Origin of the sequence: Bradyrhizobium sp. LB14.3, assembly GCF_040547985.1 — a bacterium.
GTDB lineage: Bacteria > Pseudomonadota > Alphaproteobacteria > Rhizobiales > Xanthobacteraceae > Bradyrhizobium.
Window position 1 is genome coordinate 202,980 of the sequence record NZ_JBEPQT010000007.1, and the last position, 24,499, is coordinate 227,478.

28 protein-coding genes, 1 tRNA gene and 1 pseudogene are annotated in these 24,499 nt (G+C 60.3%); 25 read left to right on the forward strand and 5 right to left on the reverse strand.

The annotated features are described in order from the left end of the window. Window positions 1–419 precede the first annotated feature (419 nt). The 5 genes from ABIB00_RS16650 to ABIB00_RS16670 all read left to right on the forward strand — a co-directional run bounded on the left by ABIB00_RS16650 (window position 420) and on the right by ABIB00_RS16670 (window position 4,698). On the forward strand, window positions 420–1,136 hold the full coding sequence (locus ABIB00_RS16650; RefSeq protein WP_354105085.1) for a hypothetical protein: 717 nt from the start codon (window positions 420–422) through the stop codon (window positions 1,134–1,136). 69 nt (window positions 1,137–1,205) lie between these two features. Continuing rightward, window positions 1,206–2,549, forward strand: coding sequence for a site-specific DNA-methyltransferase (locus tag ABIB00_RS16655; RefSeq protein ID WP_354105086.1), 1,344 nt, complete (start codon window positions 1,206–1,208; stop codon window positions 2,547–2,549). Next, the gene (locus ABIB00_RS16660; RefSeq protein WP_354105087.1) at window positions 2,542–2,892 is read left to right on the forward strand and encodes a DUF5681 domain-containing protein; all 351 of its coding nucleotides are present in this window, start codon (window positions 2,542–2,544) and stop codon (window positions 2,890–2,892) included. The genes ABIB00_RS16655 and ABIB00_RS16660 overlap by 8 nt, the downstream gene beginning before the upstream one ends. Further along, window positions 2,885–3,322 (forward strand): DUF5681 domain-containing protein, encoded by a 438-nt coding sequence (locus tag ABIB00_RS16665; protein ID WP_354105088.1) that lies wholly within the window; start codon window positions 2,885–2,887, stop codon window positions 3,320–3,322. Before ABIB00_RS16660 ends, ABIB00_RS16665 begins: the two co-directional genes overlap by 8 nt. A gap of 8 nt (window positions 3,323–3,330) precedes the next feature. Then, entirely contained in the window at window positions 3,331–4,698 is a 1,368-nt protein-coding gene (locus tag ABIB00_RS16670) for a hypothetical protein (RefSeq protein WP_354105089.1), read from the forward strand. Window positions 4,699–4,724: 26 nt separating this feature from the next. On the opposite strand, the gene ABIB00_RS16675 is transcribed toward ABIB00_RS16670, so the two are convergent. Both ABIB00_RS16675 and ABIB00_RS16680 read right to left on the reverse strand, forming a co-directional pair. After that, window positions 4,725–5,024 (reverse strand): hypothetical protein, encoded by a 300-nt coding sequence (locus ABIB00_RS16675; protein WP_354105090.1) that lies wholly within the window; start codon window positions 5,022–5,024, stop codon window positions 4,725–4,727. Window positions 5,025–5,054: 30 nt separating this feature from the next. Then, on the reverse strand, window positions 5,055–5,702 hold the full coding sequence (locus ABIB00_RS16680) for a hypothetical protein (RefSeq protein ID WP_354105091.1): 648 nt from the start codon (window positions 5,700–5,702) through the stop codon (window positions 5,055–5,057). A gap of 328 nt (window positions 5,703–6,030) precedes the next feature. Between ABIB00_RS16680 and ABIB00_RS16685 the strand changes: the two genes are divergently transcribed. From ABIB00_RS16685 to ABIB00_RS16725, 9 genes are all read left to right on the forward strand, one after another. Then, the gene (locus ABIB00_RS16685; RefSeq protein WP_247441820.1) at window positions 6,031–6,303 is read left to right on the forward strand and encodes a helix-turn-helix domain-containing protein; all 273 of its coding nucleotides are present in this window, start codon (window positions 6,031–6,033) and stop codon (window positions 6,301–6,303) included. 109 nt (window positions 6,304–6,412) lie between these two features. After that, entirely contained in the window at window positions 6,413–6,634 is a 222-nt protein-coding gene (locus ABIB00_RS16690) for a hypothetical protein (protein ID WP_354105092.1), read from the forward strand. A gap of 89 nt (window positions 6,635–6,723) precedes the next feature. After that, entirely contained in the window at window positions 6,724–7,077 is a 354-nt protein-coding gene (locus tag ABIB00_RS16695; protein ID WP_354105093.1) for a DUF3489 domain-containing protein, read from the forward strand. Beyond that, a complete protein-coding gene (locus ABIB00_RS16700) occupies window positions 7,074–7,562 on the forward strand; it encodes a DUF2924 domain-containing protein (protein ID WP_354105094.1) in 489 nt (162 codons plus the stop codon). The genes ABIB00_RS16695 and ABIB00_RS16700 overlap by 4 nt, the downstream gene beginning before the upstream one ends. Next, entirely contained in the window at window positions 7,552–9,057 is a 1,506-nt protein-coding gene (locus tag ABIB00_RS16705) for a recombinase family protein (RefSeq protein ID WP_354105095.1), read from the forward strand. Before ABIB00_RS16700 ends, ABIB00_RS16705 begins: the two co-directional genes overlap by 11 nt. A gap of 1,512 nt (window positions 9,058–10,569) precedes the next feature. Beyond that, on the forward strand, window positions 10,570–11,967 hold the full coding sequence (locus tag ABIB00_RS16710) for a glucan biosynthesis protein G (protein WP_502917834.1): 1,398 nt from the start codon (window positions 10,570–10,572) through the stop codon (window positions 11,965–11,967). Further along, entirely contained in the window at window positions 11,955–14,075 is a 2,121-nt protein-coding gene (gene mdoH, locus ABIB00_RS16715) for a glucans biosynthesis glucosyltransferase MdoH (protein WP_354105096.1), read from the forward strand. Before ABIB00_RS16710 ends, mdoH begins: the two co-directional genes overlap by 13 nt. 169 nt (window positions 14,076–14,244) lie before the next feature. Next, window positions 14,245–14,589: a DUF1236 domain-containing protein gene (locus ABIB00_RS16720; RefSeq protein ID WP_247773195.1), complete on the forward strand. Its 345-nt coding sequence runs from the start codon at window positions 14,245–14,247 to the stop codon at window positions 14,587–14,589. A 92-nt stretch (window positions 14,590–14,681) separates the two neighbouring features. Next, complete coding sequence (locus ABIB00_RS16725) at window positions 14,682–15,104, forward strand: hypothetical protein (RefSeq protein WP_354105097.1); 423 nt, start codon at window positions 14,682–14,684, stop codon at window positions 15,102–15,104. A gap of 62 nt (window positions 15,105–15,166) precedes the next feature. On the opposite strand, the gene ABIB00_RS16730 is transcribed toward ABIB00_RS16725, so the two are convergent. Further along, entirely contained in the window at window positions 15,167–15,598 is a 432-nt protein-coding gene (locus ABIB00_RS16730) for a hypothetical protein (protein ID WP_354105098.1), read from the reverse strand. A gap of 271 nt (window positions 15,599–15,869) precedes the next feature. On the opposite strand from ABIB00_RS16730, the gene ABIB00_RS16735 reads away from it, so the two are divergent. From ABIB00_RS16735 to ABIB00_RS16755, 5 genes are all read left to right on the forward strand, one after another. Beyond that, window positions 15,870–16,067 carry a hypothetical protein gene (locus tag ABIB00_RS16735; protein WP_354105149.1) on the forward strand — a complete coding sequence of 66 codons (198 nt, stop codon included), beginning with the start codon at window positions 15,870–15,872 and terminating at the stop codon, window positions 16,065–16,067. 15 nt (window positions 16,068–16,082) lie between these two features. Then, the gene (locus tag ABIB00_RS16740) at window positions 16,083–16,487 is read left to right on the forward strand and encodes a hypothetical protein (protein WP_354105099.1); all 405 of its coding nucleotides are present in this window, start codon (window positions 16,083–16,085) and stop codon (window positions 16,485–16,487) included. A 95-nt stretch (window positions 16,488–16,582) separates the two neighbouring features. Beyond that, window positions 16,583–16,792: a hypothetical protein gene (locus tag ABIB00_RS16745; RefSeq protein WP_247773198.1), complete on the forward strand. Its 210-nt coding sequence runs from the start codon at window positions 16,583–16,585 to the stop codon at window positions 16,790–16,792. 131 nt (window positions 16,793–16,923) lie between these two features. Next, window positions 16,924–17,964, forward strand: a complete 1,041-nt coding sequence (locus ABIB00_RS16750) for a glycosyltransferase family 4 protein (protein WP_354105100.1) — start codon at window positions 16,924–16,926, stop codon at window positions 17,962–17,964. A gap of 150 nt (window positions 17,965–18,114) precedes the next feature. After that, window positions 18,115–18,630 (forward strand): PRC-barrel domain-containing protein, encoded by a 516-nt coding sequence (locus tag ABIB00_RS16755; RefSeq protein ID WP_354105101.1) that lies wholly within the window; start codon window positions 18,115–18,117, stop codon window positions 18,628–18,630. A gap of 277 nt (window positions 18,631–18,907) precedes the next feature. On the opposite strand, the gene ABIB00_RS16760 is transcribed toward ABIB00_RS16755, so the two are convergent. Beyond that, window positions 18,908–19,135, reverse strand: a complete 228-nt coding sequence (locus ABIB00_RS16760; protein ID WP_063994963.1) for a hypothetical protein — start codon at window positions 19,133–19,135, stop codon at window positions 18,908–18,910. A gap of 197 nt (window positions 19,136–19,332) precedes the next feature. On the opposite strand from ABIB00_RS16760, the gene ABIB00_RS16765 reads away from it, so the two are divergent. From ABIB00_RS16765 to ABIB00_RS16790, 6 genes and pseudogenes are all read left to right on the forward strand, one after another. Then, the gene (locus ABIB00_RS16765) at window positions 19,333–20,433 is read left to right on the forward strand and encodes a DUF1236 domain-containing protein (RefSeq protein ID WP_247444685.1); all 1,101 of its coding nucleotides are present in this window, start codon (window positions 19,333–19,335) and stop codon (window positions 20,431–20,433) included. Between the two features lie 25 nt (window positions 20,434–20,458). Then, on the forward strand, window positions 20,459–20,779 hold the full coding sequence (locus ABIB00_RS16770; RefSeq protein ID WP_247444686.1) for a hypothetical protein: 321 nt from the start codon (window positions 20,459–20,461) through the stop codon (window positions 20,777–20,779). 522 nt (window positions 20,780–21,301) lie between these two features. Beyond that, a pseudogene (gene ku / locus ABIB00_RS16775) lies at window positions 21,302–22,230 on the forward strand (non-homologous end joining protein Ku). 50 nt (window positions 22,231–22,280) lie between these two features. Continuing rightward, a complete protein-coding gene (locus ABIB00_RS16780; RefSeq protein ID WP_354105102.1) occupies window positions 22,281–22,508 on the forward strand; it encodes a hypothetical protein in 228 nt (75 codons plus the stop codon). A gap of 238 nt (window positions 22,509–22,746) precedes the next feature. Continuing rightward, window positions 22,747–22,974: a hypothetical protein gene (locus tag ABIB00_RS16785; RefSeq protein ID WP_354105150.1), complete on the forward strand. Its 228-nt coding sequence runs from the start codon at window positions 22,747–22,749 to the stop codon at window positions 22,972–22,974. A 95-nt stretch (window positions 22,975–23,069) separates the two neighbouring features. After that, window positions 23,070–24,065, forward strand: a complete 996-nt coding sequence (locus tag ABIB00_RS16790; protein WP_354105103.1) for a L,D-transpeptidase family protein — start codon at window positions 23,070–23,072, stop codon at window positions 24,063–24,065. Window positions 24,066–24,161: 96 nt separating this feature from the next. On the opposite strand, the gene ABIB00_RS16795 is transcribed toward ABIB00_RS16790, so the two are convergent. Continuing rightward, window positions 24,162–24,236, reverse strand: a tRNA-Gln gene (locus ABIB00_RS16795). Between the last annotated feature and the right edge of the window lie 263 nt (window positions 24,237–24,499).

Sequence of the window (24,499 nt, forward strand, 5' to 3'; positions counted from 1 at the left end):
TTTGAGGCGGTATCCCGGAAGGGCAGAACTCCAAAAAATTGGAGCAAATGAACGAGCCGATCCGATGTCAGTTCAGGTCACAAGCTGAAACTTGGATGGCTGAGGTGCCAAGGTCCGATTCTTATCCAGAAGCGGACCTCGGACCGTCGAGCCTGTGGGTATGATCAGGGACGTGTGAACCTACGATTTCGGACCGACGGCGAGCTGGCAAAACCGCTTCTCCCAGGACACTCTGTTCCATAATCGTTCATTACGCGAAATCGGCTCGGACTCGCTTGTTACCCTTCCCGGCTTGTTACCCTTCAGAACTAGTTGTGTGAATTTTCCGGGAAGCCCTTGCTCGCGGATGGCCGTGGGCACAGGGTTGCTTTAGATTTTCGATCTCACCGAACTCGTCCTTCACTTAGGCGCTTCCAAAGATGAACGTCCCCGGCTGGATTCCCGAACTTGTAAGACCCATCCTAGAGCTGATGAGCGCTAATCCGGCTTGTACTGGACAACGACGCCCTGTTTTTGATCGACTGCTAGAAGACCCAAGGATGCAACCGGTCTTTAATGAATTTCTTCGACGAGATCGCGAAACGGGCGACTTCCTGTACCCGGCGAAGTTTCGGAACAGTAACCAGTCATCGGAAGATGCTCAGGTTGCAGCAATTCGGGAAGTACTCCAGCTGGCGATCAGCGCCGCCAGCGATCGCATTTCAGTTTCAAAGACCGAACAGATTGACGAAGCCGGCCAGCGATGGAGTGACCAAGCCGCACAGCTTCGGATTATTGCCCACGATATGGCACTGGAAGCCGAATTGGGAATGCTCGAACTTGACGATCCCGCGACTCCGGCTCTGTCTTCACGCGATGTGTTGGCACTTCTACGAGTCGCCAAATGGCTTGAGCATCTCAAGTCGGGACTTCGTCGTCCCGACGATCCACTGATGGTCGACAGACATCGCGGCGACCCGATCGTGCGGGGTGTCCAGATTATGATCGGCGTTAAGCTTGCGGAACAGTTTGGGGAGCGCCTCGACGGGACCGCAGCGACCTTGACGAGCGTGGCGTTGGATGTCGAAACGACCCCACGCACATCACGATCCGCCTTAACGGAGCCAAAGCTGCAGAAAAGGCGCTCTGCTCGCTAGCAATAGAAGTCCTTAGGATTCGTCTGCCCCTTAGCCGGAATTCGGTGGGGAGCTAAAGGCGAGATCCCTATGCGCGACTTGAGTCCCCCTTCTGAGACCCATCGTGATGTTACAAGTCATTTTGGGCTTGTGAACCTGACCGACCTGCATCCATCCCCGCATAATGCTCGTAAGCACAGCCGCGCACAAATAAGGAAGCTGAAGGCAAGCATTGAAACCTTCGGCTTCAATGCTCCGGTGCTCGCAGACAAAGGTGGGAACATTCTGGCCGGCCACGGGCGACTTTTGGCCGCACAAGAGCTGGGAATGACTCAGGTCCCGGTGGTCTATTTGCAGCACCTGACCGAGGAACAAGCCAAAGCTTATATGCTGGCAGACAATAAGCTCACCGACTTGTCGAGCTGGGATGACAACAAACTTGCCATTCAGCTCAAAGACATGTCTGAGATGGCCCTCAACTTCGAAATCGAAGCCACTGGTTTCGACCTACCCGAGATCGATTTCCGCATTCAATCTCTTGACGACATTGAATCGATCGACCGGGCCGACGACTTCCAAGTTGCCGGTGGCCAACCCGTGTCAGCTTTGGGCGATATTTGGCATCTCGGAGAGCATAAACTCCTTTGCGGTAACGCTCTCGATCAAGTCGCTATTTCCAAACTTTTCGGCGGCCAAAAGGCCGCAGCGGCGTTCACCGATCCTCCGTACAACGTCAAGATTGACGGGCACGTGAGCGGCAAAGGAGCCGTGCACCATCGCGAGTTTCCAATGGGCTCGGGTGAGATGTCGGAGGCTGAATTCACGGCGTTCCTGAGTTCGGCCCTGTCATGCATTTGCCAGAACACTGTCCTTGGCGCCCTCATTTACACATTCATGGACTGGCGGCATATGTCGGAAACGCTTGCCGCAGGTCGTTCGGCCGGCTGCGAGCATATGAACCTCTGCGTTTGGGTCAAGAGCAACGCCGGGATGGGTTCGCTCTATCGGTCCCGCCATGAACTCGTCTTCGTCTTTAGGAACGGACCGGAACCACATCTGAACAATATCCAGCTTGGAAAGTTTGGGCGCAACCGCCAGAACGTCTGGAATTATGCCGGCAGCAATGCATTTGCGCGGAAAGGCTCGAAGCGCAATCTCGAGCTGCATCCGACCGTCAAGCCGCTCTTGTTGGTGGCAGATGCTATTCAGGATTCGACTAACCGCGGCGATATCGTCCTCGATCCGTTTCTAGGAAGCGGAACGACGCTTCTTGCGGCGGAGCGTGTGGGACGGCGCTGCTATGGCGTTGAACTGGACCCCTTGTACGTCGACACCACCATTGAACGCTGGCAGCAGATGACCGGCCGCAAGGCTCATAACCATTTGGGTGAGAGCTTCGATTTCCTTAAGTCTAGGCGCAGGGCCAATGACTGACCCAAAGGACAGCGGGGCCGTACTCCCACGGAAACTGAAGCCCAATCGACGCCCCAAGGCACGAACTAAACAGATTGACAGCCCGCTTGAGGTGGTCGAGCGCCTATTGCACAAGCCGGTCGACACTGTGAAGGACGGACAGCCCACGAAAATGTCTGCACTGGAGGCAATTGTATTTCAACTCCTCCAAAAATCGTTAGCCGGCGACAAAAGGGCCGATCGCGCGCTGCAGAAGTTCACAGATTTTGCTGATCGGAACAGTGTTTCCGAGTTGCAGCTCGTGTTCGTCGACAATGACTACACCCGGGCCTTCGCAGCCTCCCCGGAGCCGAAAGATGCCTGAGTACGAGGTTGGATACGGTAAGCCCCCCAGAGCTTCACAGTTCAAACCCGGAGTCTCCGGAAACCGGAAGGGGCGTCCGAAGCGTCACAAATCTGATTTAGCGAGCGTAATTCATCGCGTCATGCACTCTTCTGTTCGCCATCGTGAAGACGGTCAAGAACAGATAACCCCTGCGTGGGAACTCAATCTAAAACTGCTTGTTCGTAGCGCTGTCCGTGGTGACGTTGACGCTGCGATGGCGGTACTAAAGTTCTTGGCCCAGGCCCAGCGCACCAAATCTGGGAAGCAGCGCGTGGTCGTCGAAGACTGGCTTCCCGACTATCCAGGCCAGACCGCCGAGCAGAAAACCCGCGACTTCGCACGAAAACGGAGCGCCGCCACGATCGAATGGTGGTCGCAGGCTGGAACGACTCCTTTTAAGAACGACTAAGGCTCAACATGACACGACGGATTCTGTCCCCTTCTCAAAACCTTTCGCTCGGAACCCTTCATGCCGGGCAAGTCAAAGCATTTCTGGCGCTCCGCGGGCACCGTTTCAAAGCGCTTCGCTGTGGCAGACGCTTTGGAAAGACCGACTTTGCCAAAACCTGGATCAAGGAAGGTCTTGTGCAAGGGTTCGAGTGCGCTTGGTTCGCGCCACAACATAAGACCTGGGCAGAGGTCTACTCAGAAACGGCGTCGGCGATGGCTGGCCTGATTGAACACACCTCCAAAACTGCCGGTGTGATGCGACTGAAGACCGGTGGCCGGTTAGACTTTTGGTCGCTAGAGAATTCGATCGCAGGCCGTGGACGCCGATATCATCGGATCGTGATCGATGAGGCCGCATTCGGGAAGAGCGGTGACAATAAGACCGATGGCTCCGCCATGGAGATTTGGGAAAAGTCCGTGAAGCCGACCCTTTACGACTATGGCGGAGAGGCGTTGGTCTGTTCAAATTCGGCCGGCAAGAACCCCGATAACTTCTTCTACAATATCTGTACCGACGCCCAGTATGGCTTCAGGGAATTCCATGCCCGGACGATGGATAACCCCCTGCTGCCGAAGCGCCTGCAGGATGAAAGCATCGACGAGTGGCTAACTCGCAAGGAGATGTTCCAAGCTGATCTCATGAAGAACAACGATCCACTCGTCTATGCCCAGGAGTATCTTGCGGAGTTCGTGGATTGGTCTGGCGTTGCGTTCTTTAGTCGTGAGAAGCTGCTCAATCAGGGCCAGCCAGTGCCCTACCCTGCTTTCTGTGACGGCGTATTCGCAGTGATCGATACCGCGTCAAAGACGGGTACGGAGCACGACGCAACGGCCGTGACATATTTTGCTATCGGCCACCATACAGGCAACGCCCCTCTGACGATCCTCGATTGGGACATCGCTCAGATCGAGGGCGCGACCTTGGAAACATGGCTTCCATCCGTCTTTACCAGACTTGAGGAACTGGCCCGGGTCTCCCGAGCTAGGAATGGCGCGGTCGGCGCTTTTATCGAAGACAAGAATTCAGGGACCGTCCTCATACAACAGGCCCTGCGACGAAATATGCCAGTCCACGCCATCGACACCAAGCTTACAGCGATGGGTAAAGACGAGCGCGCTCTCTCGGTGTCTGGCTACGTTTACAAGGAACAGGTGAAATACTCCGAGCATGCCTTCAATAAAATTTCGATCTACAAGCGAAACTCGCGCAACCATTTGGTCGACCAAGTCGAGAGCTTTCGCATCGGAGACAAGGACAGCGACCGCGAAGACGATCTCCTGGATACTTTTTGCTATGGGATTTCGATCGCACTCGGAAATAGTGAAGGCTTTTAACCGACCGAGGCGGGAACGGCTCATCGCTATTTCGTTTGGCGTGCCAGTCGGTGCAGCTCAGTCAATACTTCGACCCAAAGGTCTTCCAGTGGCTTCCCATCGATGTCCTGGTCGGTGAAGCCCAAGTTGTACATGGACGTCCGGTCAGCTCCGCCATATTTAATCTGGCACATGCTCGGCAAGAATTTCGACGGCGTGACGAGATGTCCGAAGTTCTTCGCGAAGGCCTGAAATGAATGGACCGAAGCTCCGTAGGGTGGGACGGCACAGCGCGCATCATCTGCGTGGGCGGCCACCGCGCCGAGCATCGAAAGTGACGCGGCCAACAGTAAGCTCAACGATCGTCTAGCCATAGTTCACCTGATTTCCCGACCATTGTCGACGACGATGCATGGAATGTCGTTGTTTGCTCCAAGGGGCGTTGTGATGGAGCAGAGGCTTACGTGACCTGTGACTAATGTTCGGCAGCCGATATGGTCCGAACCAGGCATCGATTTGCACCGCAGAAGGGTTTTTCTAAATTCACGGGATGCATCCTCGGTGACTAGTGGAATCCTCGAGATGTTGCGTGCTCCACTTCTCGCTTGGATTGCTTCGGTCTGACCGGGAAAGAGCCATTCAAGATTGCCGTCTGGCAGATAGGCGCCCCTCACAGAAACTCGGGTCTCTGCCGCTGCCCAGCTTTTGGCGTCGAGCGCAAACGCTTCAAATGTGATGGGCCGATAACCCCGCGCCGCATCCGCTTTTTGATCAAGCGCTTCCTGCGCTCGATACGTAACCGCAGCTACGACGTCTCTCCGGCACTGCTGTCTCTTCAACTCGATCTGTTCGAGAATTCTTGGCTGGTTCTCTTCCTCCTGCTTACGTCGGTGCAGGTCGTTTAGAAGCAATACTGGATTCAATACCGACACCGGCGCGACCGGCGTCAGTTTGGAAGCTTCAGCAGCTTCTGCCTCCGCTCTCCTGTCGCAATTGAGAAATGCCTCGGATTGCGCAGCGTCCACCTGGTGAAGTGCTCGATCGTCGCCACATCTCCCAACCGTGGGCGAGAAGATTGTAACTATCGTCAAGATGCACGTGAGCAATACCGGCGAGATGGGCGGTCTTGCGGGCTCCGGAAGTAAAGTCTGCCCAGCGGGCCATTGGTCTCGAAGCGGAGACCTACCAGAGACTTTTAGGTAGTTGCCTTTTTTGACTCGCCAATCCATCTCCGACCCCTTGCCTGCTAAGGTAGCGCGGAAAATAGCTCACAACTCCTGAAGTATCCAGTTTTGGGATAATCCTGTTCCGGGATCAAATTGCCTGCCGCCAAATCCTTGGCCGTGGCGGTGCATGCAAAAGTCCCTGAAATCAGCCGAATATGCCCGGCTCATTGCGACTCTTGTCGCAGTGCGGAAGGAAGCAGGCGTCCGCCAGCAAGCCTTGGCAAAAAAGATTGGGAAGCCACAGTCGTTTGTAGCAAAGTACGAGGGTGGCGAGCGCCGCATCGACCTTATCGAGTTCGTGGCTATCGTCGAGGCGCTTGGCGCCGATCCGCTTAAGCAATTTAAGGCGTTCCTGACCGGACGCCCGGCACGAACAGGCCGAAAGAAGTCGGCCAGCTAATCTTCGCTCGTCAAGTTAGTCCGCAAAACGAGCAACAAGATTGCTCCGAATTCGCTCGACTTCAGCAGCCACCAGAGCGTCACTGTCCTCGTTACTTTGGAGGGACGTGATGGCCAAGCCGCTTTTCAATGATGCTGTTGTCGCCTGCCTAGGCGAGATCCATGGGCGGTTGTCCGAGGCCGCCCGGATCGCGAAAGCTGCCCAAGTCTGCGCGGAGGCCGGCAGCGTGTCGGAGGCTGTTACGATTTCGATGGACATTGAGCAATTGATCTACGAAGCCGGCCGCCTTCACGATGCCGCTTCGCTGCTGAACAGGCTCTCGCAACACTAAAAGGTCCCCATTTGGTCAGTCTCGCCCGGCCCAAAGCCGGGCTCGTATCAGTGGCAGCACAGGATGCTGTCGTTGCAACGATGGGGAGAATGATGGCCACCCGCAAGTCCAAATCGAAATCGAAATCCGCAAAGCGCCCTACGAACCGATCGGGCACTGCAAAGAAGACCCAGCCCGCGAAGCCGAACCCGGCGAAGATGGCTGTCTCGAAGGCTACCCCGGCCACGGCCCGGTCTTCCAAACAGGAAACGGTGCTGGGCATGCTCCGCCAGCCCAAAGGTACGACGATCGCGGCGATCATGAAGGCGACGGCCTGGCAGCAGCACTCAGTGCGAGGATTCCTTGCCGGCGTCGTCAAGAAGAAGCTGAAGCTACCCCTGGTGTCCGAGAAGACCGACGGCGCCCGCGTCTACCGGATTGCCAGGCCGGGGGCCATGGCGTGACGTCCGGTTCGCAGGCGTTGAAGACCGATCCAGCCGTTGAGGCCGAACTGGATCGGCTCGCAGCACTCCCGGTCGCACAACTCCGCACGCGTTACAGGGAGCTATTCCGGACTGCCCCACCCAAAGCCTTCGGCCCGGACTTACTTCGCCGCAGCGTTGCCCAGCGCATCCAGGAAAAAGCCTATGGCGGCCTTCCCGCTGCCACCCAGCGGCTTTTGGACCGGCTTGTAAAGGCTGCAGCCGCCAAACCCGACGGGCGCCTGGAACTGCCTCGGCGCATAAAGCCGGGCTCCGAATTGGTCCGAACCTGGAATCGAAAGACCTACCGGGTGACGGTGCTCCAGACCGGGTTCGCCTACGACGGCAAGACCTTTGATACTCTCTCGGAGATCGCAACCAAAATCACCGGAACGAGATGGAATGGGCCCCGGTTCTTCGGTCTGAGAGCATCGACCTCCGAAGATGGAGGCAACGTTGGTAACTGAATCCTCCAAAATGCTTCGGTGCGCCATCTATACCCGCAAGTCCACCGAACATGGTCTCGACCAGGAATTCAACTCGCTGGATGCCCAGCGGGAGGCCTGTGAGGCCTACATCAAGAGCCAAGCTTTTCAGGGTTGGAAGGCCCTCCCTCAGCAATATAACGACCCGGCTTTTTCCGGGGGTAACCTCGACCGCCCTGCCTTGAAGAGGCTTCTGGCGGACATTGAATCCGGCAAGGTCGATGTGATCGTGGTCTACAAGATCGACCGCCTCACCCGCTCGCTTGCCGACTTCGCAAAGCTGGTTGAAGCCTTTGACGCCCGATCCGTCTCATTCGTCGCTGTCACCCAGCAGTTTAATACCACGACATCCATGGGCCGACTGACATTGAACGTGCTGCTGTCCTTTGCTCAGTTTGAGAGGGAGCTGTCAGCCGAGCGGGTCCGGGACAAAGTCGCCGCCAGCCGACGCAAGGGTAAATGGACCGGTGGCAGCGTTCCGTTGGGCTACGAGGCCAGGGACAAGAAGCTGGTCATCAGCAAATCGGAGGCTGAGACCGTCCGGACGATTTTTCGTCTCTACCTAGAGCTAGGATCGTTCAGCAAGCTCGTCAACGAACTTGACTGTCGGAAGATTGTAACCAAGCGTCGCAATACCAAAGTCCCGAAGTTTCGAGGCGGGATTCCGTTCACCTATGGTCCACTCGCATACTTCCTCAAGAACCGTATCTACCTTGGGGAAACTCATTACGCCGGCAAATGGTTCAAGGGAGAGCATCCAGCAATCCTGGACCGCCCAACATTCGACCGCGTGCAGGAACTGCTCAAATCCAACACCGTGAAACGCAAAGTCAAATTCTCGGAAAGCGGTGCCCTGCTGCAAGGCAAACTATTCGACGACAAGGGCAACCGTATGGGGCCAAGCTTTTCCAGCAAAAATGGCGTTCGCTATCGCTTCTACGTGAGCGCAGCGCTGCGTGGGCGAAAGCGCTTAGCTGGATCTGTCACGCGAATCTCAGCCCCGGAGATCGAAAGTCTGGTAGAGGCCGCGCTTGTCGAAAAGCTTCAGCTACCTAAGGTCAAAGCTCTTGCTCACGTCCAAACAATCACCGTGTCGGACGGACGGCTTCGGTTGACGCTAGCACCCGCGAAGGGAAAACGTAGCAGTTCGATTGAGATCCCCTGGTTCGTAAAGCCTAAGGGCAGCCTGCGTGTAATCGCCGCGGCAGACGCGATGGTGGATCATAAGCTCGTTAAGGCCATTGTCCGAGCCCATGCCTGGCTCGAGGCCTTGTCGAGCGGACGCCATCCTTCGATCGAAGCTCTTGCCGCAGCAGCGGATCTACATCCGAAAGTCATCCGGCAAGGATTGCGGCTGGCATTTCTGTCACCGGATCTGACCAGAGCAGTCCTGGACGGAGAAACCACTGTCGAGCTGAAACATATCCCAAAATCCCTGCCTCTCGCCTGGCGAGAGCAGCACGGCTCGATCCGCTAAATTCGGCTATCGAGTGTTATGGAATTTTGGTAGCAACTTCGGAGCTTGCGGTGGAAAACGATCGTCCGATTTTTGACCAGCCGCATCTGCGACACAGATGCTATCCGTCGTGTCGGTAGCCATAAGCCGACCTGACCATCACGCTGTCAGTCGGCTTTCATGTTTTTGTTTCAGCGCCGCGGACACCTTACGACTTAGTAAACGTTCATTTCATTCGGATGTAACGACATGGTCGAAGGTGTGATCGTTGCGTACTATTGGGTCTCGACAAAGGGCCACGAAGCGGCTCTCCCGCATCGACTAGGAAAACTTGGGAATACGTCGGCTAGACTGCCGCGCGAGGGCGATAGCCCCGATCGCTACGAAAATCGATAGGGTTTGTTCAAATCCTATCCTTGCAGCCAAATCAGATGCTGTGGCGGGTTGCTGCGATCAACAAGCCTGCGCCCCGCCCATAAACTTCCGCTTGGAAAGCTCGCCCAAAGGGGGACGAAGAGCACGGTTGAGAAGTAGCAATTGCCAGAGGGGATTGAACTGTTATAACAATCCCGTCAGCTATTGATTTTATTGGAGTTTTCGGCCCGGCGATCTATTTTTGTGTGGCACCTTTGAGGGGCGCCGCGGAGCAAGGTCTAACACATTTAGTACAACGTCGCCACGGAGGCTCCGAATTTCCTGTCTGCGATTGCGCACTTGGGTACTGATGATTCAAATGGTCAGCGCGATGAAGGTTTTTCTGAAAAAGAGGGAAGAGGCCGCCCACTGAGGCGGCCTTAGTTCATCTTGCGCCGTAGCTTTTCGATAAGCTCGCGCTGTTCCTTGATGTCCTCCCCGACGACCTCGCGCAGTCCTTCCGTGCGCTCCTCGTCGGTGGGTTTCTTTGGGGCGGTGGCGCTCTCTTGCTCATTGGCTCAATCCATCTGGCGCAGCCGGGCAAGGATTGATTCAACGCAACGACTCCAAATTCTTTCCGGAATTTAGGAGCCCGATTCACATTTGTGATGGCGGGGATTTGTTAACCGGGAAAACTGGCAACCCGGGTCTAGCGGAGCCATTTCATTTCGAAATCATTGTAACCGGAAGCGTGAGGGGGCCGCTGTCTTAGACGGCGGCGCTTTGCATAGGAACGTTGCTGCTGTTGCCAAGTTTTCCCGGTGCCCTTTCCTTGAGGGCGACCCCGATTGGCCCCAGCTCCTTCGTTCCCTTTTGCCCCCAGAGCTGGGGCCTCTTTTCAAATCAGGCCACTGCGAAAATCAACTTAGGCCACTGAGGTCGGAAACAGGCCAGCGCCCGCACTTGCCTTGTGATGGCGGGTCTTCGCGCCAGTGATCCGCGGCGATGGAACTCGCGGGCGCGGCGGTCGTTGCTTGGCGCAGCAGCAGCAGCATAGGAGGGCACGTGAACCGACGCCAGCTTGTTCAAGGTTCGGCGTTACTGCCGGCATTGCTGATCGCACCCCAGAGCGGTTTCGCCGCAGCCCGTCCTTCCGACGGCGCGTTCGGGCCGTCCACGATGCGGGACTTGGCCCGTATGCTGGCGGGCAAACCGTACGAGGCTCCGGACGAGAAGCTGCCGAGCGGATTGAACGACCTCGACTACGATCGGTACCGCTCGATCCGCTTCCTGCCCGAGCGTGCCCTCTGGCGGGGCAAGAATCTCCCGTTCGAAGCGCAGTTCTTCCATCGCGGCTTCTTCTACAAGAACCGCGTGAACATCTTCGAGGTCGCGGACGGAAAGGCCACCGAAATCAAATACCGCAAGGAGGACTTCTCCTTCGGCGAGAAGGTCCCGGCGTTCGAGGAGACCGATCTCGGGTTTGCCGGCTTCCGCATCCACGCGCCCATGAACCGCGCCGGCTACTACGACGAGGTCTGCGTATTCCTTGGCGCGAGCTATTTCCGCGCCGTCGCCAAGGGGCAGACGTACGGCCTCTCCGCCCGGGGACTTTCGATCGATACAGGCGAACCCAAGGGCGAGGAATTTCCGCTGTTCAAGGCCTTCTGGCTCGAGCGGCCGGCGCCCGGAGCGACCTCGCTGGTGGTCCACGCTCTGCTCGACAGCAAAAGCTGCGCGGCGAGCTACCGATTCACCTTACGGCCAGGGGACACGACGGTGTTCGACGTTGAGATGTCGGTCTACCCGCGCGTCGAGATGCAGCGGGCCGGGCTTGCGCCCATGACCAGCATGTTCTTCTACGGTCCGAACGATCGCAACGACGTTGACGATTTCCGCCCCTCCGTCCACGATTCCGACGGGCTCGCGATCTTCAACGGCAAGGGCGAAAGCCTATGGCGCCCCCTTAGCAATCCTCGTGACCTCCAGATCAGCACCTTCCAGGATCTCAATCCGCGCGGGTTCGGCTTGATGCAGCGGGAGAGAAATTTCTTCGCCTATCAGGACATCGAATCCAGCTTCGAAAAACGCCCAAGTCTCTGGATGGAGCCGATCGGAGACTGGGGCGAGGGTGGGGTCATGCTGTTCGAGATCCCAACCAAGGAGGAGGTTCACGACAACATCGCCGCTTTCTGGCGGCCCAAAAGCCCTCTGCAGGCCAAGGGCGAACACAACTACACCTATCGGCTGCATTGGGGTCCGGACAGCCCGAAGCCGCACTCGCTTGCTCGCTTCACACGCAGCGGCATCGGGGCCAAGGGCGAAGACGCCCGGCTTTTCGTCCTTGATTTGGTCGGCGACAACCTGAAGGGCATCGATCCTGTGGGCGTCAAAGGCGTGGTGACGGCTGAGAAGGCGGAAGCGAAGAACATCGTCACGCAGCCCAATCCCTACACCGGTGGTTGGCGGCTGAGCTTCCAATGTCAGGTCAAGGGCGAGCCGATCGAACTGCGCGCGTTTCTGGCCGAAAGCGACAAGCCCTTGTCGGAAGTCTGGGTCTATCGATGGGCACCTTGAACCCTCGATCGATCGCCGGAGATATCGCGACTCAACGCCTGCTGCCGCGCGAGACCCCGCTCCCGATGGCGCCGGGCGATCTCGGGAAGAACCGCGTACCGGACCGTGTTCCTGCGCCCGTCGCCACCACGATGGCTTGGCGCCGAGGCCTCATCCTCCTCTCGACGGCCGCGCTCACGGGGGCCGGCGGGTACGAGATGTATCGCGTGCTGCAGGTCGGCGGCGTCACCGTTCTCGAAGCCATGGTGCTGGCGCTATTCCTCATCCTGCTCGCCTGGGTGGCCTTTTCCTTTGCCTCCGCGGTGTCAGGCTTCTTCGTGCTGCTGGCGCACGGTCCGGACCGGGACGCCTTCGCAACAGGTGTGGAACTGCCTGTCATCGCAACCCGCACGGCCATGCTGCTTCCCACTTACAACGAAGACCCGCACCGATTGACGGCCCGGCTTCGGGCGATCATCGAATCCTTGGAGGCGACCTCGCACGGAGAGCTGTTCGACTGGTTCGTTCTGAGCGACAGCACCGATCCGGACATCTGGGTCGCCGAAGAAAAGGCGCTGCTGGCGTTGCGACAGGCCGTCGGAACAACGCGGCTATATTATCGCCACCGGGCCGACAACAGGGCGCGCAAGGCCGGCAACATCTCCGAGTGGATCACCCGGTTCGGCGCCGTCTACGATTTCATGATCGTGCTCGACGCCGACAGTCTCATGGGCGGGGATACCATTGTCCGGTTGGTCCACGCCATGGAGACAAACCCCACCGCCGGGCTGGTCCAAACGCTTCCCATGATCGTCAACGCGCGGAGCCTTTTCAGCCGCGTTCAGCAATTCGCCGGCCGCCTGTACGGTCCGCTGATCGCCGCGGGTGTGGCCTGGTGGCATGGCTCCGAAGGCAACTACTGGGGACACAACGCGATCATCCGGGTGAGGGCGTTCGCCGAAGCGGCCGCGCTGCCGCAGCTGCGCGGGCGCAAGCCGTTTGGCGGGCACATCTTGAGTCACGATTTCGTCGAGGCTGCTCTGATGCGGCGGGCTGGGTGGGGCATCTACATGCTGCCGATGCTTGGGGGCAGCTACGAAGAGGTGCCACCCTCGCTGCTCGATTTCGCGGCGCGCGACCGACGCTGGTGTCAGGGCAATCTTCAGCATCTGGCCGTGGTTCCTACGCGGGGTCTCCACTGGTTGTCGCGCCTGCATTTCATGGTGGGCATCGGGGCCTATCTGACGGCGCCGCTATGGCTGCTGTTCCTGCTGCTGGGAATGCTGACCTCGCTGCAGGCCCGCTTCGTGCGTCCGGAATATTTCCCAAAGGGCTTCTCGTTGTTTCCGACCTGGCCGGCCCAGGATCCCGTGCTCGCCATCTGGGTGTTCGTCGCCACCATGGGCCTGTTGCTGTTGCCGAAGCTGCTCAGCCTGATCCTCGTCTGGACGCGACGGTCGGTGCGCAGGCAATTCGGCGGCGCCTTGCGTACCTCGGCCGGAGTTCTCGCCGAGATTGTCGTGTCCGCGCTCATGGCGCCCGTGATAATGATCTTCCAGTCGATCGCGGTCGTCGAGATTCTGGCCGGCCGCGACGCGGGCTGGCAGACGCAAAGGCGCGACGACGGCACGGTGGAGCGCCGGGAGCTCTATCGGAAGTACGGCGTCCCGACCTTGTGCGGAGTTGTGATGGCCGCAAGCGCCTACGCCGTTTCGCTGCCGCTTCTGCTCTGGATGTCGCCGGTCATCGTAGGGCTTCTGTTCGCCGTTCCGATAGGCGCCCTGACTGCCAAACCCGCGCCCGGCAAATTGTTCTCCACCCCGGAAGATCGAGAACCGCCATCAGTCTTGCGTCGAGCGAACGAATTGAGCGCGTCCGCGGGCGCAGGGAGCAAACCGGCCTTGACGGAGCTGCGCGAAGACGCCGCGCTCCTGGCCTTCCACCTCGCGCAGTTGCCGCCTTCCCGCGCCGTCCGGCCCGACACGATCGACGCAAATCTGGCGGTCGGCCGCGCCAAGGTCGACGCGAGCGATAGTCTCGAGCAGGCGGCTGCCCATCTGTCGTCTCGAGAGATCTTTTCGATCCTGAACGATGGTCCAGCGTTGTCGGCGGCGCTGCAGAAGGGATGAACACGCCGGCATCGTGAAGAGCATGCCGTTCTCTGCCGAGGGCCTTCTCGGCGGGGCGGCCCGACGTTCACCAAGTCGGGAAAAATTGGCAATCATCCTGCCGCACATCCGGAACCTTGCCATCATTGGCGGGTTCTCGCAGGCCGCATCCTGCGGGCAGGAGATTTCCATGAAAAAGCTGATGCTGACCTGCGCGGCCGCCGCGCTGATTTCGACCGGCGCGATGGCGCAGTCTACGGTCGTCACCACGACCGGCAACGGTCATGCCGCCGCCGTGCAGATCGAGCCGGAATACCGCACGAAGATCCGCACCTACGTGACCGAACACAAGGTCCGTCCCATCGAGAGCCGCGAGAAGATCGTGGTCGGCTCGCCAGTGCCGCGCGAGGTCGAACTCGAGGCGGTGCCCGCTGAGTGGGGCCCCTCGCTGACGAAGTATCGGTACGTCTACTCCGGCGAGCGCGTGATGCTGGTCGATCCGTCGACGCGCACCGTGGTCCAAGAGGTGGACTAAGTCCTGCGAGGCGGGTCGCCGAGAAAGCGGCCCGCCTCATCTCACGTCGGGCCCCGCCTAATTTCCAGTTTCTCATTCGCGAGCGGCGATCCATGCCGATCATCAGATACTTCATATTCGTGGGCGGGCTGCTGCTGGCCATGCTCTTCGCGGCGGACCGATACCTACCTGCCCCCGTCGAGCGGGCGGCAGCAACCGATCCCGACAGGACGACCATCCGGATCAGCTCGGCGAGAAGCCTTCCGGAGAAGATCGTGTTCGACACGCGACCGCGACCCCAGGTGCCGAATGTCGCGCAGGCCGATCCGATCCCCGAAGATCCGCAGGAGCAGGTGCGCCAGGCTATGGCCGCCATGCCTGCAGCACCTTCCGCCGAGGTCAAGAAAGAACCGCCCGGACGCATCGCCTCACAGGCGCGCCCGCATCCAAAGCGCTCGACGAAGCCGGCGATGAGAGCGCCCGAACGACGCCTTGCCTTCGAACGGCACGACCCGTTTTCGGGTGGATTGTGGTAAGCGGAAAAGAAAAGGCCGCGCCTTCGGGTGCGCGGCCTTCGTTGCGATCAGATGGACCGCTCTCACCAGTGGTGGTGATGCCAGCGGTGCCGAACGACCGGGTAGGATCCGCGGTAATAGGCGTATGCAGGTCGCACGACTCGACGGTAGCGGTAGCCGTAGGACACGGGCGCCGTGTAGTAGGTCGTGGTTGCGTACCCGCCACCCCAGCGATACGGCTCGTCATACCCGTCGTCGTAGGCATAGGGTCCGCCGTAATAGCCCGCTCCATAGTAGCCGGGGCCACCGTAGTAGCCATAACCAGGTCCCCATCCATACGCCGATGAGGCAAGCCCACCGATCACAGCGCCGGCCAACAGGCCGCCGGCGATGCCCGGTCCCCAGCCACCTCGCCAATGAGCCTCGGCAGGAGACGTGGCGGCCACCGAGGACAGACCAAGAGCGCCGACCAGCAGCGCCGACATCGCGATCTTCTTCATCGAGATTCCTTTCACATTGCTCGCGCCCTGCCGATAACGGGAAAAATAGGCAATGGTTGCTGCTGACCCCGGCGGCGAAGGGCAATGGATCCTCGCCGCCGGGGCAGCGTCGCTCGACAGCTTCGAGTTCGGACCACAACACGCGAGGCCGCGGCCCACGCTGCGGCGCAAAAGCTTTCGGGAGTTCGCCCCGAACATCCGCCTGATGTCTGCGGGCATTAACAATGTTGATTCCGCCGGGATACGTCTTTGCGGTAGGCTATCTTTTCTAGCGCTGGGGGTTCCCATGTTCGATCCGGTCACGACGGCGCTTTTGCGCGCCGTACTCGACGAGGTCTGCGAAGAGGTTTCGGGTTTCGAAACTGGTGCTCGCACCCATGTCGCTTCGAGGATTCTGGAAGCCGCCGCGAAGGGCAACATCACGCCGGAGAGCCTGAAGCAGGTCGGTCGCGAGGCGCTCCATCAAGCCCCGAGCATGGGGTGATAGCGGAGCGTTGGAGTGAATTTCCAGGTCACAGTGCTCAAGATCCTGGTGAGTTATCCCGACGGATTCGCCGTCATGGCGGACCTCAAGCGCGACATGGCTATCCTGGCGACGAGCGGACCGGATTGGGCCGAGCGGACCAAGCGCTTGGCTGCGCGAGTCGCCGATCTTGACATCTTCTCGCAGGCGCTGATCGAGCGGCTGAACGGCGGCTGGCGCATCACCGACAAAGGGCGCTCGGTCCTCGAGTTCATGGAAGCCAAGCGCCCCGAGCCGGAGACGGCACGCGAAGCGCCAGCGGCGGAGTCGACGGCCGCAGGGCCGACGCCAGCACCCCTCGCAACCAGAAGGTCAGGCCGAAGCCAACGCCTGCAGCGCCGCCGTGCGGCACGTGCGCGGGCGCGTGCCAAAGCATCCTGACTCTCCTCCCTTCGTCTACTTCCGGGAAAAACCGGAAACTTTCCAGAGTGCCTTGAGTTGGCAGCGACTGGGTTCGGTCTCCGGAGAGAGTAAGTATGGTCGACGACGTCGTCTTGAAGAACGCCACGGAGACCGCCTGGACGGCGTATCGGGCGCGGCACCCCGAGGTCGATGCGCACGACACCCGGCGCTGCCTGCTGGAGCGCCACCTCCACAGGAGGTCGGAAGCGCGAGAGAGCGATACCGAAGAACTCGCTGGCTTCGGGATAGCCTACCTGCAGCGGCTTCCTCGAGACGAATGTTGACGGTCGTGAAGACGCTCGCAGCGCGCTTGGCCCGCGGAAGTACGAGGCCCAATTGGACGCTGCTCGCGATTTCGTCCCTCATTTCCGCTGGGATCGTGACAGTCCTGCAGTTCGTGTTCGGGGCCTAGCCGATGCGGATTGCCCAGCTTGCTCCGTTGGCCGAGAGCGTTCCTCCAAAGCTCTACGGCGGCACCGAGCGTGTAATCGACTGGCTGGTGAACGAACTGGTCGAATTCGGACACGAGGTCACCCTGTTCGCAAGCGGTGACTCGATGACGAAGGGAAAGCTCCACGCGGTGTGGCCGCGCGCGCTGCGCCTGGGGCGGAAGGGTGCGGATCCGAACGCCGCCTGCGCGCTTCTGATCGAGGCCATTGCCGAGCGCTCGCGCGACTTCGACGTGATCCACTCACACGTCGACTGGTTGCCCCTTCCGGTGCTGAGCCGGACCGGCGTGCCTTTCCTGACGACGATGCACGGCCGGCTCGATCTTCCCGGTCTGCCCCAGGTAATCGGTGCCTTTGCGGACGCTCCATTCGTCTCGATTTCCGCCGACCAGCGTCGGCCGCTTCCGGAGGCGAACTGGATCGCGACGATCCAGCACGGACTGCCCAAGGATATGTTTAGGCCCTCCTACGAACCGGGTTCGTACCTGGCCTTTCTGGGGCGGCTGACGGCGGACAAGGGACCGGAGGACGCCATACGCATCGCACGTGCGGCGCGGATGCCGCTGCGGATCGCCGCCAAGATCCCTCGCGCGGAAACGGCCTACTTCAAGAACAAGCTCGAGCCGAACATCGATGGCCGGCAGGTCCAGCTCGTCGGCGAGGTCGACGATGCGAAGAAGCAGCCTTTCCTCGCCAACGCAGCGGGCCTGCTGTTTCCGATCAATTGGCCCGAGCCATTCGGTCTGGTGATGATCGAGGCGATGGCGTGCGGGACGCCCGTGATCGCCTATCGATCAGGTTCGGTGCCGGAAGTCGTGGAGGACGGCGTCACCGGCTTCATCGTCGACGGTGAGGAGCAGGCGATCAGAGTGGTGAAAGAACTGCGCCGGCTGGACAGACGAGTGGTCCGCGCCCGGTTCGAGGAGCGCTTCGTCGCAAGCCGGATGGCGAACGATTACGAGACCCGATATCGCGAGCTGGTCGCCCGCGGAGCGCGCTTTACGTGAGAGATCTATTCCGCGGCTCGCTGGGGGCGCTAGAAAAGCCGGCTACCTATCGAATCCTTGGCGATCCGTTCCGGGTCGGGAACAAGCGGTAATTGGCGGCGTTGAGGCCGGCATCCGGACGGGTGCGGCTCACGTTGGAGGAGAAAATCTATGAAAAGCTTTCTTGCCGTCGCCTTGCTTGGAACTGCCGTGATCGGCGGCGCTGCTTTCGCGCAATCTACTCAGCCCGTGGATCGCGCCGCGACGGCGGCGACCGCCCAGCCGGCCGATGCGAAGATGGCGCTCAAGGGAAATTGGCGCGCCTCGAAGCTGATGGGCCTGAACGTCTACAACGAGGCCAACGAGAAGCTCGGCGACATCAACGAATTGCTCGTCGACAAGAACGGCAAGATCCACGCGGTGGTCATCGGAGTCGGCGGCTTCCTCGGCATGGGCGAGCACGACATCGCCGTCTCGATGGACAAGCTGAAGTTCGTTGAAGAGCCGGTCCGGACCAGCTCGAGCGGCACGTCGACCACGTCGCGCGACACGACCACGACCGGGACCGCGTCGACAACCACGACGAACCGCACCACGAACGATTGGATCCCCGACCACGCCGTCATGAGTGGCAACAAGGAGCAATTGAAGGCGCTTCCGCAGTTCAAATACTCGGACTACAACTAGCGCGACGCGTGCTCTCGGCGAATTAGGGCCCCAACTACGGGGCCCTTTTTTTGTGCCCTTGGGAGCCAGTGTACTGACTGCAACGCAAAACGGCCCGCCCAGATCATTGGGCGGGCCGTTCATCCGTGCGGTGTATCCGCTCAGTGCATGTGAACCAGGAAATAGCCGACGCCGCCAACAACCAGGACGGCGGGAACGGCCCACAAAATCAGTACGGGCATTTCTCCTCCAATCGCTGTCAGAACGCTTCAGACGGCTCTTGACGCCGCCGCGGCTATTACTGCTCGGTGCAGACCTTCGTGGTCTTGACCGCGGACTCCGCCTCGACCTTGGTCTTGTAGACGCCGTCGCCCACGACCGTCGTGGTGGTGGTGGTCGGCTTGCTGTCGACGATTGTGCACTTCTTGGTGGTGGCGTCGCGCACGATGTAGAACTCGGCGGCGCTGGCGGCCTGCGTGCCGAGGGCGAAGGCGGCGAGAGCGCCGCACACGATAAGCTTCTTCATGATGTCCTCCTCAAAGCGAAAAATGACTCGTAAGTAGTCATCGCCAACGACGCCGCGCGACCGAAGTTCCCACTCTCGCGATCTGCACCATTTCGGGACAACAGAAACCGCGCTTCCCGCGGAATTGCCAAGTTTTCCCGCAATGGAACCCAGCGTCCCGCCCGAGGTTGTTCGACGTCCGCATTAAGGAGGTTCAGATGAACAAGCGATTATTCTTGGCTACCACCGCTGCAGTCGCGATCGCGACTTCCGCTTTTGCCCAGTCTTCTCCGAGCACGTCGAATTCCAATCTGCCGACGCGTCAGCAGGATTCCACATCCACGACGCCGTCCTCTTCGACGCCGTCGTCATCTTCGGGATCCGCACAGTCCGCCAATCCTTCGGCGAATTCGGCCCAGACGCAGTCTCCGTCCTCGACCGGTCAGACCGCTGCAGGCCAGTCGTCCAATTCGGGCACGGGTACCAACACCACGCAGGCGCCGGCCTCGAACAACTCGACCAACCAGGCTCAGACCAATCAGCCGTCCAATCAGACCACGACGCCTCCCAACCAGGCGCAGACCAATTCTCCTTCGAACACGAATACCCAGACGCAGAGCGCCAATCCGCCCGCCTCAGGCACCAACCAGGCGCAGTCGCCGACGGGTAGCGGTTCGACGAACACGGCGCAGCAGCCGAACAATCAGCAGAACACGGCCGATCGTTCCTCGAACACCAACGTGAACGCGTCGGTGAACATCAACGACCAGCAGCGAACCCGGATCAGCACGTCGATTTCGCATCTGAACGTGCAGCCCCTCAACAACGTGAACTTCTCGTTGTCGGTGGGCACGGCCGTGCCGCGCGATATCCGCTTGCAGCCGCTGCCGGCCGAGGTCGTCGAGATCGTCCCGCAGTACCGCGGTTACAACTTCGTCCTGGTCAAGGACGAGATCGTGATCGTCGAACCGTCGACCTACAAGATCGTGACGGTCCTGCCGTACTCCGGCCGCTCGACGGCCGCTGCGCCGGCGAGGACGGAGCAGCGCAAGGCGACGTTCAGCGATCGTGATCGCGAGGTGATCCGGAAGCACGCCAAGGTTCGCCCTGTCGAGCGCGAGCGGCAGACCACCGGCAGCACCGTGCGCACCGAGATCCGCAGGGGGGAGCGCCTGCCGGAAGGCGTGGAAGTCGAGACTTTCCCCGAGGAGGTTTACCGCGAGGCGCCGAGCCTGCGGGAGTACCGGTACATCAACCGGGATAGCCGCACCTACATCGTCGAACCAGGGGAACGTCGCGTCATCGAAGAGATCGATTGATCTTGTCACACCAAGGAGAACGAACATGAGAACTATTGCTCTCGGAGCGTTTGTCGCCACCGCCATGCTGGCGTCGGCGGCCTCGGCAGCGCCGCTCAACCCAAGCCCGGTCGGATCCACAGAGGCGGCAAACATCGATCAGGTCCGCCTGGTCTGCAGCGAGTATGGCCGCTGCTACCGGACCCGTGGCCCACGATACGTGCAGCGCTATTACGGCGGCGACGACGGCTACGTGGTGCGCAGAAGCTACGGCTCCTACGGCGGTCCGGGCTACTACGATCGCGGGTACGGCTATTACGGAGGCGGGCCGAGCATCGGCTTCAGCTTCGGCACCGGCCGCTGGTGATTGATGCTTCAGGCGCCGCCCTTCGGGGCGGCGCCTTTCGGATTTAATCGACTAGGCCAGTCCTGCCGCGCCCAGACTCGCGCGGCGCTCCCGCTCATCACGCGTACGAAGGGCTGCTGCCAGCGCTGCTTCGCTCCGCAAGGGAACGATCGGCACTCTGCCGCGTCGAATCCTTGCTCTCGGCACCCCTTGCCCCCCAAGCCCCAGCCGGGAGCGAAACCTAGCCAATAGGTTGGCGACCTCGACCCCGGTCGAGGTCGTTACCTTTTCCCCCTAGTGACGGACCGTGGCCGCTGGGGGAGGAGCAAGCGTCCGAGGGCACTTGATCCGGACGTCGTCCTCGTCCAAAGACATCATCCGCGGCCCATCGAGGCGTTGCCTGCGAACGATGCTCGAGGACCGCGCGGACAAGGCGCCGCCGGGTGTGGCCTCAATGTGCGGTGGACACCTCGGGCATTGTCGGAACTGTGTCGCCCCGTTCGTCTTGAGTCCATGTCCCCGTACCTGGAGCGTTGCGTACACATGGCCCCCCGCGCGAACTGGAAAGGCTTCCTGCGTCTGTCGCTCGTCACCTGCCCCGTCGCGCTCTACCCGGCGACGTCGGAGAGCGAAAAGATCTCCTTCAACCAGCTCAACCGTCAGACCGGCCGCCGCATCAAGTACCTCAAAGTCGACGCCGACACCGGCGACGAGGTGCCCAACGAGGACATCGTCAAGGGCTACAAGGTGGACACCGACACGTTCATCGAGGTCACCAAAGAGGAGCTCGAGAACGTCGCGCTGGAATCGACGCGAACCATCGAGATCGACGAGTTCGTCGACAAGACTGACATCGACCCGCGCTATCTGATCCGCCCCTACTATATCCGCCCCGACGGCAAGGTCGGCCACGACGCCTTCGCGGTCATCCGCGAGACCATCCGCGAGATGAACAAGGTGGCGATCGGGCGGGTGGTGCTGACCAACCGCGAACACATCATCGCGCTCGAGCCGATGGACAAGGGTCTCGTCGCACGCTGCTGCGCTATCCGTACGAAGTGCGCAGCGAACACGAATACTTCGACGAGATCCAGGACGTCAAAGTCACCAAGGACATGCTCGATCTGGCCAGGCACATCGTGAACCAGAAGGCGGGCAGCTTCGAGCCGGAGAAGTTCGAGGACCATTACGAGGCGGCGCTGATCGAGCTCATCAACCAGAAGCGGGCCGGCAAGCCGATCGTGCCGAAGGACCGGCCGAAAGGCGAGAACGTCGTCGATCTGATGGACGCGCTACGCAAGAGCGTCGGCGGCGCGGCGGCCGAGACGAAGGCTGCCAAGAAGCCGGTCAAGAAGGCCAAGAAGGCAGCGGCCGGCCAGAAGGAGATGCTGATGCCGATCGCCGGCAAGAAGCCGGCCAAGGAAACTGCAGTGAAGAAGCCCGCGTCAGGAGCGCGGCGCAGGTCGGCATAGGAACCTGGGGGTCTCGATGGCGCTTGCTTCAGCAAACGTAGGAGGACCGCATGGATGAGCGCGAAACCTCGGAGATGACGGAAGCCTCCGGGCTGACGAAGGATCAGGGCGGCTTTGAGAATCCTCCTCGGGAAACGTCGGGGATGAGGAAGCAAACGGACCTCCGGCAGTCCGTGAATGAATTGGCCGAGCGGCTCCGAAAGGCGACGGTGGAGGCGCCGCTGCGCTCGCTGTTGGCGGCCTTCGTATTGGGAGTCTGGTTCGCTCGGCGGCGTTGAGATCAACGTCGCGGCCGCGGCAGTCTCCATGCCACGAAAGCTGAAGACTTACCGGACATCGGTTGGCATTTACGACCTCGCCATCGCGGCCCCCTCGATCAAGGCGGCGCTGGAGACCTGGGCCGCCGGCACAGATGCTTCTCCGCCTGGCCCGGAAGGAGTGGCGGGAAATATGCGTCGGAACGGAATTTGTACGGGACGCGTTGACCAGGCAGTGATCCAGATTCGGAGAATGCAAATGAAATGTCTCATGTCGGTGGCCTTAGTGGTCGCGATTTCGTTCGTCTTAGCACCCGCCGCCGACGCCAAGGGCTGCATCAAAGGCGCCATCGTCGGTGGCGTCGCTGGCCACATGGCCGGACATGGCAAGCTTGGCGCCGCCGCGGGTTGCGCCATTGGTCACCACGAAGCGAACAAGGCCGACGCCAACAAGGCAAACGCTCAGGCGCCTGTGGATCGGAAGTGATGGGCTTGCGTCTTCGCGCGCCGGGTCGGAGCGCGGCTTTCGGAGGTATCTTTATTTGCCTAGCGCTGGCGACGAGCTCCGCATTCGGCAAGGAAATGAAGGCTGCGGCGATCGACACGGCGGAGCCATCGAGGAAGACGCTCTCGAGCGAGAAGCCGACCCCGGCGGGGGTGAGGCTGCAGGTTCTGCTAGATCGGGCGCACTTCTCCCCCGGCGAGGTTGATGGCAGGTTCGGAGAGAATGCGAAGAAGGCCCTATGCGCCTATGAGGAGGCGCAGCAATTGCCGGCCTCGGACGACGTCAGTCCCGAGGTTTGGGGGAAGCTCGCGGCGGACGGTCGTCCCGTGACGATGAACTACACCATCGCGGACCAGGACGTCGCAGGACCGTTCCTCAAGAAGCTTCCCACGAAGATGGAGGACATGAAGGACATCCCGAAGCTGTCCTACGCCAGCCCGCGCGAAGGTTTGGCCGAGAAGTTTCATATGAGCGAGGACCTGCTGTCCGCCTTGAATCCGGGGCGCAACCTCGACCGGGCCGGCGAGTCAATCGTCGTGATCGACACCGGGACCGAGCAGAGCTCCGAGAAGGCGGCCAAGGTCGAAGTCGACAAGTCTCGCCAGACGGTGAAACTGTTCGACAAGTCGAACGCCCTGATTGGATTCTATCCCGCGACGATCGGCAGTGAGGAGAAGCCATCTCCCTCGGGCACATTGAAGGTGACGGAGATCGATGGCAATCCGATCTACCGCTATAACCCGGCCTACCACTTCAAGGGCGTCCATTCGCGCAAGCCGTTCGTCATCAAGCCGGGCCCGAACAATCCGGTCGGTTCAATGTGGATCAATCTCTCGGCAGATGGCTACGGGATCCACGGCACGCCGTGCAGGAAAACGGCCGGATTTTCGGTCTATCTTCACTACAAAGTACGAAGTGATTTTGATGGCTGGCGGAGCGAGAGGGATTCGAACTCCTGGTACGCCGGGTGGCAGTGGCGGTCGAACCAGTCTCCGCCGATAGTCTCTGCGAAACGGGAGTTTTTCGGGAAACAGCCGGAGACTTTCCGCCATTCAGCCCCGAAGATTGCGTGACCAGGAGCCTGGAGACCGAAGTGGAATGCAAAAGAAGCCCGGATTTCCGGGCTCGTGAGGCGCAGGTTGCAAAGTTTAGCTAGCCGCGGGACTGGCTGGCTGGGGCGGGAGGGATCGAACCTCCGAATGGCGGAATCAAAATCCGCTGCCTTACCACTTGGCTACGCCCCAACAGGATGACCAACGGAACGGGGCGGAAGAACTGGCTACCGCAGATTCCCGTTGGTCGCAGCCGGTCTATAGGGAGCGAAGCGGCATTTCAACCGCCTGGAGGGGCAAAATACCACAGCCGCCGGCTGCGGGCCTGCCACACCTTATTATAGGCCTTGTTATTATAGGCCCTGACAACGGCCCGTTTCGGCCCAGCGCGTTCCCTGGATCCCGACAGTTGAGACCTCCCCCGTTTCATGGGAATACGGCGGCAAGACCTGTCC